Raw genomic sequence first — 18,031 nt, 5'->3', positions numbered from 1 at the left:
CTCCTGTGCGAAGAGGTGGGCTGCGGGTGGGCCGGGGTGTCGTGGGAGTACCGGGTCACGCCGAGCCGAGTTCTTTGTCGATGAACGCGAAGACGTCGTCGGCGGAGGCCTCTTCCAGCCGGCCGGTGACGGCTGCCGCATCCTGGCCGAGGGTCTTGTCCAGGTCCTTGAGCAGGGTCTGCAGCCGGGTGGTGACCCTGCTCTGCTCCAGGTCCTCGGCGGTGAGGTCGCCGAGCCGGGCGGCGACCCGTTCGAGCTCGGCGACCACGGAGTCAACGGACGTGTCCGCGCCGGCGAGTTCGGTGCCCAGGTACTTGGCCAGGGCGGCGGGTGTGGCGTAGTCGAAGATGAGCGTGGCCGGCAACGGCACCCCGGCGGCGCCACTGATCCGGTTGCGCAGGTCGACCGAGGTGAGCGAGTCGAACCCGAGGTCGCGGAAGGCGGTGGTCGGTTCGACGGCGCCGGCGTCGCCGTATCCGAGGACGGTGGCCGCCTGGCCGCAGACCAGGTCGTTCAGGGCGCGCTCGCGTTCCCCGCCGGTGAGTCCCGCGAGCTTCTCGGCGAAGCCGTCGGCCGCGTTCGCGCCGTCCGGACCGCTCGTGGTGCGGCGGGCCTCGGGCAGTGCGGACAGCAGCGGACTGGGCCGGGTCGAGGTGAACGCGGGGGCGAACACCGACCAGTCGACGTCGGCGACGGTGACGGTGGTGTCGCCGCCGTCCAGGGCGCGGCCCAGCGCGGTGAGGGCGGTGTCCGGGTCGAGCAGGGACATGCCCATCGCCCGGGCCGAGGCGCGGACCGTGCCGTGCGCCGCCATGCCGTCGCCGCCCCAGGGGCCCCAGGCCACGGAGGTGGCGGGCAGCCCCGCGGCGTGGCGGTGCTCGGCCAGGGCGTCCAGGTAGGCGTTGGCGGCGGCGTAGTTGGCCTGGCCGGCGCCGCCGACGGTGGCGGTCAGGGAGGAGAACAGCACGAACGCCGACAGGTCGAGCCCGGCGGTCAGTTCGTGCAGGTGGAGGGCGGCGTCCGCCTTGGGGCCGAGGACGCGGGCGAACCGGTCGGCGTCCAGGGCGTCCAGGACGCCGTCGTCGAGGGCACCGGCCAGGTGCACGACCGCCGTCAGGGGGTGCCGCGCCGGTACGGAGTCGAGCAGGCCGGCCAGGGCGGACCGGTCGGCCACGTCGCAGGCGGTCAGGGTGACGCCGGTACCGGTGGCGGTGAGTTCACGGACCAGGTCGGCGGCGCCGGGTGCGTCGGCGCCGCGGCGGGAGGTCAGCAGCAGGTGGTCGGCGCCCTCGGCCGCGAGCCGGCGGGCGACGGCCGCGCCGATCGCGCCGGTGGCGCCGGTGACCAGCACGGTGCCGGACGGCTTCCAGGGTGCGCCGGCGCGGGCGGGGGCGTGCTCCAGCCGGCGTCCGTGGGCGCCGGATTCGCGGATCACGACCTGGTCCTCGCCGCCGGCGTCGCCGAGCAGCGCGGCCAGGCGGGCCACGGTCCGCGGACCGGCCTCGGCGGGCAGGTCGACGAGGCCGCCCCACCGGTCGGGGTGCTCCAGGGCGGCGACCCGGCCGAGGCCCCACAGTGCGGCCTGGGCGAAGCCGGTGACGGTGGCGCCGGGCCCGTGGGCGACGGCGTCCCGGGTGACGCACCACAGCGGGGCGTCGGCTCCGTCGTCCCCGAGCGCCTGGACGAGGGCGGCGAGGGCGGCCGGCGGAGTCGCCGGGGCGGGCAGGTACAGGATGCCGTCGGCGGAGGTCCGGCCGGTGAGCGCGTCGGCCAGTGCGGCGCGGTCGGCGGTGTCCGGCACGGTGAGGACGTCGACGCGCAGCCCGTTGTCCGTCAGGCCCTCCGTCACGGCGCGGGTCCACGGGTCCCCGGCGGTGGACGCGGGGACGACGGCCAGCCAGGCCCCGCCGAGGGCCGGGGTGGCGGGAGGCGCCAGCGGTTCCCAGGTGACGCGGTGGCGGAGCCCGTCCGCGGCGGCGTGCGCCTGCCGCCGGCCGTGCCAGGTGGCGAGGGCGGGCACGACGGCGGCGACGGAGCTCTCGTCGTCGAGACCGAGGGTGGCGGCGACGGCACTCACGTCCTGCTCGCGCACCAGGTCCCAGAACGGGTCGGCGGCGTCGCCGCCGGATCCGGCCCGGCGCTCGGCCTGCAGGATGGGGGCGTCCTCCCAGTGCCGGTCCCGGCGGAACGGGTAGGTGGGCAGGTCGACGGTGCGGCCGCCGGCGAAGACCGTCCGCCAGTCGGGGCCGGTGCCGGTGAGGTGGAGGCGGCAGAGGGCGTCGACCAGGGTGGCGTCCTCGGCCCGGTCGCGCCTCTGGGTGCCGATGGCGTCGGGGACCACGTCCTGCGCCATGGTGCTGAGCACCGAGTCGGGGCCGATCTCCAGGAAGCGGGTGGCTCCCTCGGCGGCGAGCGTGGTGGCCCCGTCGTGGAAGCGGACGGCCTCGCGGACGTGGCGTACCCAGTACTCCGGGTCGGTGAGGTCGTCGGCGATCCGGCCGGTGACGTTGGAGACGACCGGGAGCGCGGGCTCGTGGAAGGTGAGGCCGGCCAGCACCTCGCGGAAGGGTTCGAGCATGGGGTCCATGCGGTGCGAGTGGAAGGCGTGCGACACCTTCAGCCGGGTGCTCTTCTCCGCCTGGGCCGCGACGGCGAGGACGGCCTCCTCGTCACCGGAGACCACGACGGAGCGCGCGCCGTTGACGGCGGCGATGTCGACACCGTCGGTGAGGAGCCCGAGGACCTCGGCCTCGGTGGCGCGCAGGGACACCATCGCGCCGCCGGCCGGCAGGTCCTGCATGAGGCGGCCCCGGGCGGCGACCAGGGTGACCGCGTCCTTCAGGTCCAGCACGCCGGCCACGTGGGCGGCGACGATCTCGCCGATGGAGTGTCCGGCGAGCAGGTCGGGGCGGACGCCCCAGTGCTCCAGCAGGCGGTGGAGGGCGGTCTCGAAGGTGAACAGCGCCGCCTGGGTGTACACGGTGCGGTGCAGCGGCGCGTCGGCGCCGTCGGCGTCCTCGTCGAACATGACGTCGCGCAGCGGCCGGTCGAGGTGTTCGTCGAAGGCGGCGCAGATCTCGTCGAAGGCCGCGGCGAATACCGGGAAGGCGGCGTGCAGGGTGCGGCCCATGCCGGGGCGCTGGGAGCCCTGCCCGGAGAACAGGACGGCGAGGCGGCCGGGTTCGGGGGCCACGACGGGTGCCCGGGTGCCGTCGGCGACCTCGCGCAGGGCGGCCAGCAGTTCGTCACGGTCGCGTCCCGTGACGGCGGCGCGGTGGGTGAACAGGGAGCGGGTGGTGGCCAGCGAGTGGCCGACGTCGTACGGGTCGAGGTCTCCCGCGGCCGCCAGCAGCCGTTCCGCCTGCCGCTGCACGGCGTCGGCGCCCTTGCCGGAGAGCAGCCACGGCACGACGGGCAGGCCGGCGCGGGGCGGGGCGCTCCCGTCGTCCTCGGTCGGCGGTGCCTCCTCCAGGACGGTGTGCGCGTTGGTGCCGGAGATGCCGAAGGACGAGATGCCGGCGCGGCGCGGCCGCCCGTCGCCGCCCCAGGGGCGGGGCTCGGTGAGCAGTTCGACGTCGCCCGCGCTCCAGTCGACGGCGGTGCTGGGGGTGCCGACGTGCAGGGTCCTGGGGAGGGTGCCGTGGCGCATCGCCATGACCATCTTGATGACGGCGCCCACTCCGGCGGCGGCCTGGGCGTGGCCCATGTTGGACTTGATGGAGCCCAGCCACAGCGGCAGGCCCTCGGGGCGGTCCTGCCCGTAGGCGGCGATGACGGCCTGGGCCTCGATGGGGTCACCGAGGGTGGTGCCGGTGCCGTGGGCCTCCACCGCGTCGATGTGGTGCGGGGCCAGCTGGGCGTCGGCGAGCGCCTGCTGGATGACCCGCACCTGGGCCGGTCCGCTGGGCGCGGTCAGCCCGTTGGAGGCACCGTCCTGGTTGACGGCGCTGCCGCGGACGACGGCGAGCACCTTGTGGCCGTTGCGGCGGGCGTCGGACAGCCGCTCGACGAGGAGCATGCCCGCGCCCTCGGCCCAGGCGGCTCCGGCGGCGTCGTCGGAGAAGGAGTGGCAGCGGCCGTCGGGCGACAGGGCGCGGCGCTCGCTGAACTCGACGAACATCTCCGGGCTGGCCATGAGGGCGGCGCCGCCGGCCAGCGCGAGGGAGCACTCCCCCTTGCGCAGCGACTGGATCGCCGAGTGGAGGGCGACGAGGGAGGAGGAGCAGGCGGTGTCCATGGTGACCGCCGGGCCCTCGAGCCCGAGGGTGTAGGCGATCCGGCCGGAGACGATGCTGCCGGAGATGGTGCCGCCGAGGTAGTCGTGGTGCATCAGGCCGACGAAGACACCGGTCTGCGTGCCCTTCACGGCCGTGGGGTCGATGCCGGCCCGCTCGAAGGCCTCCCAGGTGACCTCCAGCAGCATGCGCTGCTGGGGGTCCGTTCCGGGCGCGTCCTTCGGGCTGATGCCGAAGAAGGCGGGGTCGCACTCGGCGGCGTCGTAGAGGAATCCGCCGTGGCGCACGTAGGTCTTGCCGGGCGCCCCGGGCTCGGGGTCGTAGAGGGCGTCGACGTCCCAGCCGCGGTCGGTGGGGAAGTCGGAGACGACGTCGACGCCTTCGTCGACGATGCGCCACAGGTCCTCGGGGGTGCGTATGCCCCCGGGGTAGCGGCAGCCCATACCGATGATGGCGACGGGCTCGTGGTCCTGCTCCTCCAGTTCCCTCACGCGGCGCCGGCTTCGCTCCAGCTCGGTCGTGGCCCGCTTCAGGTAGTCGCGGAGCTTGTCGGCCGTTGCCGGGTCTTCCATCACAGGGCTCCCAGTTCGTTGTCGATCGTCGCGAAGAGTTCCGCGTCGCTGGCCTCGCCGAAGTCCTGCGCCGGGGCGGGCGCGGCGTCGCCGCCGCGGGCGTCCTGCCAGCCGCGGAGGAGGGCTTCGAGGCGTGCGGTGACGCGGGTGTGGCTGCCGTCCTCGTCGGGCAGGCCGAGCAGCACGGCCTCGAGCCGGTCGACGTCGGCCAGGGCGGTCCGGGTGAGGTCGGCCGGTCCCGGTACCAGTGCGGTCTTGAGGTGGGCGGCGAGGGTGCGGGGCGAGGGCTGGTCGAAGACCAGCGTCGCGGGGAGGGCGAGGCCGGTGGCTCCCGCCAGGAGGTTGCGCAGTTCGACGGCGGCGAGCGAGTCGAAGCCCATCTCCTGGAAGGCGCGTCCGGGGTCCACCGACTGCGGTGAGGGGTGTCCGAGGACGCCCGCGACATGGGTGCGGACCAGGTCGAGCAGGGCGCGGTCGCGTTCGGTGTCGGGCAGGCCGGCGAGCCGCTCGCGCCAGGAGTCGGACGAGGTGCCCTCGGCGGGCCCGCCCCCTGTCCTGCGGGCCGCGGGGCGGACGAGTCCGCGCAGCAGCGCGGGTATGCCGTCGGGCCGGGTCCGTACGGCGGCGCCGTCCACCCGGACGGGGACGACGAGCGCGTCCTCGGCGCCGAGTGCGGCGTCGAGCATGCGCAGGGCCTGGGCGGGAGCCAGGGCCGGCAGGCCGAGACGGCGCAGCCGCTCCAGGTCGGCCGCCTCGATGCCGGCGCTCATGCCGCCGCCCGATGCCCACAGGCCGTAGGCCAGGGAGACGCCGGGCAGCCCGAGGGAGCGGCGGTGGGCGGCGAGACCGTCGAGGAAGGTGTTGGCGGCCGCGTAGTTGGCCTGGCCGCCGCCGACGAGCAGACCCGCGGTGGAGGACAGCAGGACGAACGCGGAGAGGTCCGCGTCCCGGGTCAGGTCGTGCAGGTGCCAGGCCGCGTCGACCTTGGGCCGCAGGACCCGCTCGACCCGGTCCGCGTCGAGGGAGGCCAGGACGCCGTTGTCGACGACGCCGGCGGCGTGCACCACGGCGCGGACCGGGTGCCGGCCGAGCAGTGCGGCGAGGTCGGCGCGGTCGGCGACGTCGCAGCGGGCGAGGGTGACCTCGGCGCCGAGTGCGGCGAGTTCGGCCCGGAGGTCGGCCGCGCCGGGGGCGTCCGCACCGCGCCGGCCGGCCAGCAGCAGACGCCGTACGCCGTGTCCGGTGACCAGGTGACGGGCGATCAGGGCGCCCAGGCCGCCGGTGCCGCCGGTGACGAGGACGGTGCCGTCGGGGTCCCAGACGTGGGGGCCGCCGGGCTTGGCGCGTGCCAGGCGCGGCACGCGTACCTCGCCGTCGCGGACCGCGGTCTCGGGCTCGTCGGAGGCCAGCGCCGTGGCGAGGGCGGAGTCCGGGGCGGCGCTGCCGTCGGTGCCGACCAGCAGGAAGCGGCCGGGGTTCTCGGCCGCCGCCGCGCGCACCAGGCCGAACAGCGGGGCGTGCGTGAGGTGGTCGCCACGCAGCAGTACGGCGAGTCTGCGGCCGGTGAAGCGTGCGTCGTCGAGCCAGAGCCGCAGGGTGTCCAGGGTGGTTCCCACCAGGTCACGTGCCCGCTCCGGCAGGCCCTCGCCGGTGCCCGGGTCGGCGGGTACGGCCAGGACGACCGTGCCGGGCGCGTCTCCCGCGTCCGCCAGTGCGGCGAGGTCGGGGTACCGGGGTGCGTCGAGGCCGGCGTCGGCGCCGCAGACGGCCAGGTCGGACAGGGCCGTACGGGCGGCACCGGGGGCCGGGACGAGGTCGATCCGGTACAGCGGGTCGTCGGCGTCCGCGGTGAGCTGCTCGGCCGTGACGGGGCGGGCCACGAGGCCGCGCACGGTGGCGACGGGCGCTCCGTCGCCGTCGGCCAGGTCGAGGCGTACGGCGTCGTTGCCCTCCGGGTACAGGCTCAGGCGCAGCCGGTCGGTGCCGGCCCGGTGCAGGGTGACGCCGCTCCAGGCGAACGGCAGCACGGCCTGTCCGCCGGGCAGGTCCAGCAGGTTGACGTGCAGGGCGGCGTCCAGCAGGGCCGGGTGGAGGCCGAAGGCGCCGGCGGTGGTGCGTGCTCCGTCGGGCAGGGCGGCCTCGGCGTACAGCTCCTCGCCCCGGCGCCACATGGCGCGCAGGCCCTGGAAGACCTCGCCGTAGCCGTAGCCGGTGCCGGCCAGCCGGTCGTAGAGCCCTTCCAGGTCCACGGGCCGCGCACCGGCGGGCGGCCAGGCGGCGGGGCCGGCGGGCGGTCCGGCGTCGGCGGGCGCGACGGTCAGGACGCCGGCGGCGTTGCGGGTCCACGGGGTCTCGGGGGTGCCGGTGCGGCGTGACCAGACGGTCAGTTCACGGCGTCCGTCCCGTTCCGCGTCGACGGCGACCTGTACGGCCACGGAGCCTTGTTCGGGCAGGGTGAGGGGGGCGTGCAGGGTGAGTTCCCCGACGGTGTCGCAGTTCGTCTGTGCCGCGGCCCGCAGGGCCATCTCGACGAAGGCGGTGCCGGGCAGCAGGACGGTGCCGTGGACGGCGTGGTCGCCGAGCCAGGGGTGGGAGGAGAGCGACAGCCTTCCGGTGAGGACCGCGCCCTGGGTGTCGGGCAGTTCGGTGGCCGCGGTGAGCAGCGGGTGGCCGGTGGCCTGCTGGCCGAGTCCGTCGGCGTCGCCGGTGCCGCCCGCGGCGTTCTCGAGCCACAGGCGGGTCCGGCGGAACGCGTAGGTGGGCAGGTCGGTGTTCCGGGCGTGGTGCGGGGCGTGGAAGGCCGACCAGTCGACGGTCCCCCCGGCGGCGTGCAGCCGGGCCACGGAGGTGACCAGGTCGTGCGGTTCGTCGCCGTCGCGGCGCATGACGGGCAGGCAGACACTGTCCGGAGGCAGGCATTCGGCGGCCAGCGCGGTGAGCGCCGCGTCGGGGCCGACCTCGAGGAACGTCCGTACGCCCAGGTCGTGCAGGGTCGTGAGGGCGGGGGCGAACCGGACGGCGTGGCGGACGTGGTCCACCCAGTGGCCGGGGGTGGTGAGCTCGCCGGGCCCGGCGGGTGAGCCGGTCAGGGTGGAGACCACCGGGATCCGGGGCTCGTGGTACTCGCAGCGCGCGGCCGCCTCGGCGAACGCTTCCAGCATCGGGTCCATCAGGGGCGAGTGGAAGGCGTGGGAGACCTTGAGCCGCTTGCCCCCTCCGAAGCGGGCGGCCAGGGCGTCGACGGCCGCCTCGGTCCCCGAGACCACGACGGAGCGGGGGCCGTTGACGGCGGCGAGCCCGACCAGCTCGTCGAGGTGGGGGGTGACCTCCTCCTCGGTCGCCCGCAGCGCGGCCATGGCGCCACCGGCCGGGAGCGCCGCCATCAGGGTGCCGCGGGCGAGGACGAGGGAGACCGCGTCCGGCAGGGAGAGCACTCCGGCGACGTGGGCGGCGGCCAGTTCGCCGACGGAGTGGCCGGCCAGGTGGTCCGGCACCGCGCCCCACGACTCCAGCAGCCGGTACAGGGCGACCTCGGTGGCGAAGATCGCGATCTGCGCGTAGTCCGTACGGGTGAGCAGTTCGGGGTCGCCGTCGACCACCTCGGCGAGCGGACGCTCGAGGCGGGGGTCGGCGAGAGCGCACACGGCGTCGAACGTCTCGGCGTAGACCGGGTAGGCGCGGCGCAGTTCGCGGCCCATGCCGGGGCGCTGGGCGCCCTGTCCGGTGAACAGGTAGGCGGTTCTGCCGCCGACCGGGGTGAGCGGGGTCGCGGTGCCCAGGGAGTCCAGCAGTGTGCCGGTGTCGCTGCCGACGGCCACGGCGCGGTACTCGAAGTGGGTGCGGGTGGTGGCCAGGGAGAGCGCGATGTCGGCCGGAGCGGCGTCCTCGCGTCCGGTGACGTGCTCGCGCAGCCGGGCGATCTGGCCGGCGAGGGCCTCGGGGTCGCGGCCGGTGACGATCCAGGGCACGGGCGTGGCCGCCGCCGTGACGGCCGGTGCCGTTTCCGTGTCCGGGGCGGTGGCCTCCTCCTCGGGCGGGGCCTGTTCCAGCACCACGTGGGCGTTGGTGCCGCTGATGCCGAAGGAGGAGACGGCGGCGCGGCGCGGGGCGCCGGTGTCGGGCCAGGGGCGTCGCTCCAGGGCGAGCTCGACGGCTCCCGCGTCCCAGTCGACCTGGTCCGTGGGGGCGTCGACGTGCAGGGTGGGCGGCACCTCTCCGTGGCGCATCGCCATGACCATCTTGACGACTCCGGCGACGCCCGCGGCGGCCTGGGTGTGACCGAGGTTGGACTTGACGGAGCCCAGCAGCAGCGGCCGGTCGGCGGGGTGTTCGCGGCCGTAGGTGGCCAGCAGCGCCTGGGCTTCGATCGGGTCGCCGAGCGAGGTGCCCGTGCCGTGCGCCTCCACCACGTCGACGTCGGCGGCGGCGAGGCCCGCGCCGGCCAGCGCCTGGCGGATGACCCGCTGCTGGGAGGGGCCGTTGGGCGCGGTCAGCCGGCTGCTGGCGCCGTCGGAGTTGACGGCGGTGCCCCGCACCACGGCGAGCACCGGGTGGCCGTTGCGCCGCGCGTCGGCGAGGCGTTCCACGAGCAGCATGCCGGCACCCTCGCCCCAGCCGGTGCCGTCGGCGGCGGTGGAGAAGGCCTTGCAGCGGCCGTCGGGAGCGAGCCCGCGCTGCCTGCTGAAGTCGACGAACGTCTCCGGGGTGGACATCACGGTGACCCCGCCCGCCAGCGCCAGGGAGCACTCGCCGGCCTGCAGCGCGCGCACCGCCCAGTGCAGGGCGACCAACGAGGAGGAGCAGGCGGTGTCGACGGTGACGACCGGGCCCTCCAGGCCGAAGGTGTAGGCGATGCGCCCGGAGGCGATGCTCGCGGCGCTGCCGTTGGCGAGGTAGCCGTCGAGGTCGTCGGGGACGCTGTCGAGCCGGGTGGCGTAGTCGTTGTACATCACGCCGGCGAACACCCCGGTGCGGCTCCCGCGCAGCGAGGCCGGCACGATGCCGGCCCGCTCGAACGCCTCGAAGGAGGTCTCCAGCAGCAGGCGTTGCTGCGGGTCCATGGCGAGGGCCTCGCGGGGGCTGATGCCGAAGAAGTCGTAGTCGAAGTCGGGGGCGTCGTACAGGAAGCCACCGGTGCGTGCGTAGGTCGTGCCGGGCCGGTCCGGGTCGGGGTCGTACAGGGCCTCCACGTCCCAGCCGCGGTCGCCGGGGAACTCCGACACGGCGTCGGTCCCCGTCGCCACCAGGTTCCACAGGTCCTCGGGCGAGGTGACACCGCCCGGGTAGCGGCAGCCGATGCCGACAATGGCCACCGGTCCGTGTGCGCGTTGTTCGTTCTCGCGCAGCCGGCGTCGTGCCTCCCGCAGGTCCGCGGTCGTCCGCCTGAGGTAGTCGAGCAGCTGCTCTTCGTTGTTCACCAGCGCGCCATCCGATCGGGATCGAAAGTGGGCCTCGGTCCTGCGGACTGTCTCCGGACGGGATCCCGGTCCGCTTCCCCCTCCGTTGACGGAGGCTAGGTAGGGGACGGATGCGCTTGATACCCCTACGGCCCCCAGGGGCCGTGAACGGCCACGCGGGCAGCGGCACGACGTGCCCGAACGGGCGGCACGGCACCGGTACGCGCCCGGTTCGCACGTGCGGCGGCCCGCTTCTTTTCTTTACTTACCGGTAAATCAACTGACCGCAGAAAGTCGCCTCGGACCGGCATCGTGAGTGAGAAGTAACTTCCACAAGCACCTGGTTGACAACGTTGACATGGCGCTATAACCTCGCTGTTTGTTTGATCGAGTAGCTATTTTTCCTCCCTCCGGAAAGACCTGCCGAACCGATCGAATCAAGTCACGAATGACTGGCTTTCATTCTTGCTGCGCTCACACCGAGAGCAGCCTCAGGGGGTTGGCCCGCGAGATCGAGGGCCGCCCCCTCAGCACTGCGGTAACAGCTCTCGAACAGAATAAATGCAGGTGAAACGGGGACTCGGACCGATCCCGTGCAACAGCACTTCACCCAGACGGGCGCGAATCCACGGGCGTTAACTGGACACAGGGGGAACACCTTGCGCCTTTTCGACCGCTCCAAAGAATTACACATACTTAACGAAGCGTTTACCGAGAGCACCCGAAGATCCGGGCGATTCGTGATAGTCACCGGTGGTCCCGGTTCCGGGAAGACCCAGCTTCTGCACGAATTTCTGGCCGCTCCGGATCGGTCGGGCGCACGCATACTCCAGGGGACGGCACACCCGGCCGAGCGCGACCGGCCGATGAGCCTGTTGCGGCAATTGCTGCGCAACGGTGAGGTGCTGCCCGTTCCGGCGGGCACCGGCCGGCCGACGGGCAGAAACGCACAACTGACCGCCGGAAACACACAACCGACCGCCCGGAATTCCGATCGGCGGCCCGGCGCGGAATTCAGCGATCCGGATATCGCGACGACGGAGGCGCTGCTGCGCCTGGCGGACGGCGAGCGCCCCTTGGTGCTGGCCGTGGACGACGCCCACCTGATGGACGAGGCCTCCCTGGACGCCGTCGTCCACCTGCTCGGCAGGAGCCGCTTCCGTCCCGTCCTCGTGGTGTGCACGACATCCGGCCATCCGGGCAGCGGTCACTCCGCATCCCACGCCGAACTGATCCGCCGGCCGCACCGCCGGGTGCGTCTGGGCCCCCTGTCCGAGCGGGGCATCGGCGAACTGATCGCCGCCCAGTCGACGGCCCCGCGGCCCGCCGTGGTGGGCCGCGCCTTCCACCGGGCCACCGCCGGCAACCCCTTGCTGGCGCACGCCCTGCTGGACGACAGCACCCGCTTCGGCCGCGACATGGACCGTCCCATCGCCGGCACCGCCTACCGCCAGGCGGTGCTGTCGGTCGTGCGCCGCGGCGAGCCACGGCACCTACGGGTGATCCGGGCGCTCGCCGCCCTCGGAGCACCGGCCTCCGCCGGCGTCCTGGGTGAGCTGGCCGACACCACACCCGCGGGTGTCGAGGAGGCCGTCGAGGCCCTGAACTCGGCGGGGCTGCTGGACGGTCACGCCTTCCGCCTGCCGGCCGCGGCGACCGCGGTGCTCGAGGACATGGACCCCACCGCGCGTGCCACCCTGCACGCGCGCACAGCCGATCTGCTGTACCGCAGTGGCGCGCCGGCGGGCGACATGGCCCGGCACCTGCGCGCCGCCGACCGGGTCCCGCAGCCGTGGGGCCCGGGGGTGCTGCGCGCCGCCGCCGAGCAGGCCCTGGCGGCGGACGACGTGGAGCTGTGCAGCAGTTACCTGAACCTGATGCTGCGCGACTGCACGGATCCGCAGGAACGCAACGCCCTGTCGGCCGCCCTCGCCCGGGCGGAGTGGCGTGTCAACCCCGCTGCCGCGTCCGCCCATCTGGAGCCGCTGCGCCGGCCTGCGCTGGACGGCGAACTGAGCATGCGCGACACCGCCACCGTCCTGCGGCACATGCTGTGGCAGGGCGACACCGAGCTGGCCGCCGAGACCGTGGCCACGCTGGTTCCCGCGCACTCCCCCGGCGACGCGCAGATCCTGGTCGAGGTCGAGTTCGTACGGCAGTGGTTCTACGGCGTCGCGCTGCCCGCCAGGAGTCCGCGGGGCGCCGGTGGGGACCTGCGCCGGCGGACTCCGGCCGACCGGTACGGCGGGCTCGCCGCGCAGGTGGCGGTCCTGGTCGGCGGGGTCGCGACGGACGACTCCGCCGCAGCCGTGGCCCAGGCCTTGCAGGGCCGCAAACTCGACCACCTCAACCTGGAACTGGTGGCGATGGCGCTCCTCGCGATCGCCCACGCCGACCGTCCCGCGGTCGCCGCCGAGGCGTGCGACGCGCTGCTGGAGTCCGCGGTCGAGCGCCGGGCGACCACGTGGCAGGCGCTGCTCGGCAGCGTACGCGCGGAGATCGCGCTGCTCCGCGGAGACATGACGACCGCGGCCGAGGGCGCCGACAGGGCGCTGAGCAGTCTGCACGACGGGAGCTGGGGAGTCCTCGCCGGGCTCCCGCTGTCGACGGCGATCTTCGCCCACACCGCCATGGGCGCCTACGACGAGGCCGAGCGGGTGCTCAAACGGGAGGTCCCCGAGCCGATGTTCCGCACCGTCTTCGGCATCCAGTACCTGCGGGCCCGGGGGCACCACTACCTCGTCACCGACCGGCCGTTCGCCGCACTCAACGACTTCGAGACGTGCAGCGGCCTGATGCGGCAGGGGAACTCCAGCCTGCAGAAGGGAATTCCCTGGCGGTCCGACCTGGCCCTGGCCAATCTGCGGATCGGCAAGGCCCGCACCGCCCGGGAGTGCGCCGAGGAGCAGCTGCGGCTGCCCGGCGGTCACAGTTCCCGCGCACGCGCGATGGCGTTACGGATGCTGGCCGCCACGAGCAAGCCGCACCGCCGGGCCCTGCTGCTGCGGGAGGCGATCGACCTGCTCAAGCTCTGCGGCGACCAGCACACCCTGTCCCAGGCCTACGCCGACCTGTCCGCCGCGCACTACGAACTGGGCGAGTACGCCCGTGCCCGGCTGGTCGCCCGCCAGGCGGCCCGTGAGGCGGAGGCGTGCAGCGTCGAATCACCGGTCGACGCCCACCTGCTGGAGGATCCCGGCCAGTGCGAGGGGTCGGAGGCGGAGGGTTCGGCCATCCTGAGCGACGCGGAGTGCCGGGTCGCCGGCCTCGCCGCGCTGGGGTACACCAACCGGGAGATCAGCGGCCGGCTGCACGTCACGATCAGCACGGTGGAGCAGCATCTCACCAGGGTCTACCGGAAGTTGCACGTGGCCAGCCGCTCCGAGCTGCCGCCGAAGATGCTGGAGCACCGCATTCCGAAGCTGTCCGACCGCTGGGCGGCCGGCCACTCCTCGGCGGGCTGACCCTCCGGCACCTTCCCCCGTCGCACGGCCCCCTTCGCGAGTCCCCGTACGGGCTCCGGAGGGGGCCGTTCTGCCGTCCGGGCGGGCCACGCCCGCCCGGACGAGTACGGGAGAGGGGCCTCCGGACACCGGCACGGTGAGCGGCGCGGCAGTGCGGGGACGAGGACGGGTGGGCCCGGAGCGCGGTGCACCGCGCTCCGGGCCCACCCGTCCTGGCGTCCGGCGGTCAGCCGAAGCTGCCCAGTTCGCCGTCGAGGATGCCGAAGAGCTCGTCGGCCGTGGCCGCCTCCAGCCCCTTCTCCCCGGTGTCGCCGGCCTTTCCGGGGTCGGTCACCTGCGCCGAGCCGTCCCAGCGGGCGGTGAGGGCCCTGAGCCGTACGGCCACCCGGGCACGGCGTTCGTCGTCGAGCCCGTCGGAGCCGAGCACGGTGCCCAGCAGCGTCTCCAGGCGTACCACCTCGGCCTCCACGTCGACGCGTTCCTCGTCGGTCCCGGCCCCGCCCATCTCCTCGAACAGGTACTGGGCGAGGGCCTCGGAGGTCGGGTAGTCGAAGGTGAGCGTGGTGGACAGCCGCAGCCCGGTCTCGGCGCCGAGGCGGTTGCGCAGCTCCAGTGCGGCCAGCGAGTCCACGCCGAGGTCGCCCAGCGGGCGTTCGGCGTCGACCGCGCCCCCGGAGCCGTGTCCGAGGACATCGGCGACGTGCCCGCACACCGTGTCGACCAGCAGTCGCCTGCCGTCCGCGGCGCCGAGCCCGGCCAGCCGCCGTGCCAGCGGCTCCGTCTCCTCCGGTGCGGCCTCCACCGCCCGGACGGCCCGGCGGGCCGGGGCCGGTGCCGGTTCCAGGGCGCGGACCAGGGCCGGGGCGTCCTCGGTGACCTGGACGCGGATCGGCAGCAGCGACGGACCGCCGGTGGTCAGGGCCCGGTCGAACAGGGCCAGCGCCCGGTCGGCGGGCAGCGGCAGGATGCCGTCGCGGGCCAGCCTGCGCAGTTCCGCCTCGCCGAGGCCGGCTGCCATGCCGTCGCCGGTGTCCCACAGCCCCCAGCCCAGGGAGAGTGCGGACAGCCCCTCGGCGTTCCTCCGGGCGGCGAGCGCGTCGAGGAAGGCGTTGCCCGCCGCGTAGTTGGCCTGTCCCGCCGCTCCCAGGGTGCCGGCGGCGGAGGAGAAGAGGACGAAGGCGGCCAGGTCCAGGCCGCGGGTGAGTTCGTGCAGGTGCCAGGCGGCATCGGTCTTGGGCCGCATCACGGTCTCCGTGCGCGTGGCGGTGAGATCGGTGAGCAGGCCGTCGTCCAGGACGCCGGCGGCGTGCACGACGGCGGTCAGCGGATGGGCCTCGGGAACGGAGGCCAGCAGTTCGGCCAGCGCGGCACGGTCGGTGGTGTCGCAGGCGGCGACCGTGATCCGCGCGCCGGGGGCGACGGGCTCCTCCCACCCTTCGGCGTCCGGTGTCCGGCCGCTCCGGCCGGCCAGCAGCAGGTGCCGGACGCCGTGGTGCTCGGCCAGGTGCCGGGCGAGCAGGCGGCCGAGGCTGCCGGTGCCGCCGGTGATGAGGACGGTGCCCTCGGGGTCGAGCGGGACGGCGGGCGCAGCCGTTGACCCGTCGATCCGGGTCAGCTCCGGCATGTACACCGCCCCTCGGCGCAGGGCGAGTTCGGGCGCACCGGTCGCGACGGCGGCCGGCAGGACCGCGGCCGAGGCGTCGTCACCGTCGGTGTCGGCCAGCACGAACCGGCCGGGGTGCTCGACGGCGGCGGACCTCACCATGCCCCAGACGACGGCCTGGGCCGGGTCCGGCGCCGCGTCGGCGGTGACGGCGACCGCGGACCGGGTGACGACGACCAGAGGGGTGCCGTCCGCCGGTTCGGCCAGGTGTTCCTGGAGCGCGGCGAGGATGCGCACGGCGGCCCCGCGGGCCCGGGCCGGCAGGTCGCCGTCCGCGGTGTCGTCCAGGGTCACGGTCAGGGTGCGGGGCTCGGACGCCGCCCCGTCGGCGGTCACCTCCGCCGGGGTCCAGCGCAGCGCGAACAGGTCGCCGGGGGCGGGCGCGGCGGCGTTCAGCTGCTCGGCCGTCACCTGGCGGACGCGCAGTGACGCCACCTCGGCGACCGGTGCGCCCGACACGTCGTACAGGCCCAGGGTCATGTGGTCGGTGCCGTGCGGGGTGAGCCGCAGCCGCAGGGCCGTGGCCCCGGTGGCGTGCAGGGTGACGCCTTCCCAGGCGAAGGGCAGGGTCATGACGGTCGGGTCCTGGCCGTCCAGCAGGTCGATGGCGTGCAGGGCCGAGTCGAGGAGCGCCGGGTGCAGTCCGAAGCCGTCGGCCGCGTCGGCGTCGGGGAGGACGAGTTCGGCGCAGACCTCGTCGCCGAGCCGCCAGGCGGCGCGCAGGCAGCGGAACAGCGGACCGTAGCCGTACCCCTGCTCGGCGAGGTGGTCGTAGAGGCCGCCCACCTCGACGGGGACGGCGCCCTCGGGCGGCCATACGTCGAGGGGGGCGGGTTCGGGCGCGGCCGGCGGGGCGAGTACTCCGGTGGCGTGCCGGGTCCAGTCGCCCGAGGCGTCCTCGGGCCGTGCGTGCACGGCCAGTTGCCTGCGGCCGGCGGCGTCGGGAGCCGCGGCGGTCACCTGGAGGTGCACGGAACCCCGCGGGGGAAGGACCAGCGGCCGTTCCAGGGTGATCTCCTCCAGGTGCGCGGAGCCGGCGCGGTCACCGGCCTGGAGGGCGAGTTCCACGAAGGCGCTGCCGGGCACCAGCACGACTCCCGCGACGGCGTGGTCGGCCAGCCAGGGATGGGTGGCCAGGGAGAGGCGGCCGGTCAGCGCGACGGTGTCGGCGCCGGCCAGGGTGAGGGCGGCGCCGAGCATCGGGTGCCCGGCGGGTGACTGGCCGAGCCCTCCGGCGTCGGCGACCGCCCCGGGCCCGTCGTCCAGCCAGAGCCGCTGTCGCTGGAAGGCGTACGTCGGCAGATCGACGCGCCGGGCGTCGGTTCCCTCGTGCATCCGCTGCCAGTCGGCGGTGAGGCCGCGTACGTGGGCGGTGGCGACGAGCGCGGCGAACGTCACCTCCTCGACGCGGTCGCGGCGCAGGGCCGGTACGAACGCGGACCGCTCAGGGTCGGCGAGTGCGTGCGGGCCCATCGCCGACAGGACGGCGTCGGGGCCGAGTTCGAGGAAGGTGCGGACGCCGTCGTCCTCCAGGGCGCGGACCGCGTCCCCGAAGCGGACGGCCTCACGCACATGGCGCACCCAGTACTCGGGCGCGCACAGCTCGTCCTCGGTGGCGTGCGTACCGGTGACGACCGGAATGGCGGGCGCTGCGTAACGCAGTTCGCGGGCGGCCTTCTCGAACTCGGCCAGCATCGGTTCCATCAGGGGCGAGTGGAAGGCGTGGCTGACCCGCAGCCGCTTGGTACGGCGGTCGGCGAAGGCGGCGGCGACCGCGTCCACCGCCGCCCGCGTACCGGAGACCACGACCGCGCGGGGGCCGTTGACGGCGGCCAGGGACACGTCGGGGCCGAGGTGCGGCAGCACCTCGTCCTCGGCCGCGTCCACGGCGAGCATGGCGCCGCCGGGGGGCAGGGCCTGCATGAGGCGGCCGCGGGCGGTCACCAGCCGGGCCGCGTCGGCGAGGTCCCACACACCGGCGACGTGGGCGGCGGTCAGTTCGCCGATGGAGTGGCCGGCGAGCCGGTCCGGGCGGATGCCGTAGGACTCCAGCAGGCGGTACAGCGCCGTCTCCACCGCGAACAGGGCGCTCTGGGTGTAGAGCGTGTGATCGAGTGACTCGGCCGCGTCGGTGCCGGGTTCGGCCCACATGACCTCGCGCAGCGGCCGGTCCAGATGGGCGTCCAGGGCGTCGCACACCTCGTCCAGGGCCCGCCGGAAGGCCGGGTGGGTGTCGTACAGGCCGCGGCCCATACCGGTCCGCTGGGCGCCCTGCCCGGTGAACAGGAAGGCGGTGCGGCCGGCCACGGGCCGTCCGCGCACGACGTGGTCGGTGGTGGCACCGTCGGCCAGCGCGGTGAGTCCGGCCAGCAGTTCGTCCCGGTCACGGGCGACGATCGCGCCGCGGTGGGTGAGGTCGGCGCGGCCCGTGGCCAGTGAGTGGGCGAGGTCGGCGATCCGCTCGTCGGCGACCGCGCGCAACCGGCCCGCCTGGGCGGCCAGTGCCTCGGGGGTGGCCCCGGAGACGACGACGGGCAGCAGGGGGGACGGGGTCTCCGCCTCGGTCCGGGGGGAGGTGTCGTCGTCGGGTGCCTCCTCCAGGATCACGTGCGCGTTGGTCCCGCTGATCCCGAACGACGACACCCCCGCACGACGCACCCGCTCACCCCGCACCCACTCCCGCTCCACATCCAGCAACCGG

Annotated in this window: 4 protein-coding genes; 1 reads left to right on the top strand and 3 read right to left on the bottom strand. The window is 74.8% G+C overall.

The annotated features are described in order from the left end of the window. Positions 1 to 55: 55 nt before the first annotated feature. Together IA22_RS0132125 and IA22_RS0132120 are read right to left on the bottom strand one after the other, a co-directional pair. Positions 56 to 4,807, bottom strand: a complete 4,752-nt coding sequence (locus tag IA22_RS0132125; RefSeq protein WP_030125664.1) for a type I polyketide synthase — start codon at positions 4,805 to 4,807, stop codon at positions 56 to 58. Beyond that, positions 4,807 to 10,224: a type I polyketide synthase gene (locus IA22_RS0132120; RefSeq protein WP_030125663.1), complete on the bottom strand. Its 5,418-nt coding sequence runs from the start codon at positions 10,222 to 10,224 to the stop codon at positions 4,807 to 4,809. Before IA22_RS0132120 ends, IA22_RS0132125 begins: the two co-directional genes overlap by 1 nt. Before the next feature lie 638 nt (positions 10,225 to 10,862). On the opposite strand from IA22_RS0132120, the gene IA22_RS0132115 reads away from it, so the two are divergent. After that, on the top strand, positions 10,863 to 13,667 hold the full coding sequence (locus IA22_RS0132115; RefSeq protein ID WP_030125662.1) for a helix-turn-helix transcriptional regulator: 2,805 nt from the start codon (positions 10,863 to 10,865) through the stop codon (positions 13,665 to 13,667). A gap of 226 nt (positions 13,668 to 13,893) precedes the next feature. On the opposite strand, the gene IA22_RS0132110 is transcribed toward IA22_RS0132115, so the two are convergent. After that, positions 13,894 to 18,031: type I polyketide synthase (locus tag IA22_RS0132110; protein WP_030125661.1), on the bottom strand; the 4,138-nt coding region annotated here is incomplete at its 5' end.

Origin of the sequence: Kitasatospora papulosa (genome assembly GCF_000717245.1) — a bacterium.
In the GTDB taxonomy this organism is placed as follows: domain Bacteria; phylum Actinomycetota; class Actinomycetes; order Streptomycetales; family Streptomycetaceae; genus Streptomyces; species Streptomyces papulosus.
Note: the sequence above shows the minus strand (reverse complement) of the source record. Positions and strands in the feature narration are given on the sequence as shown.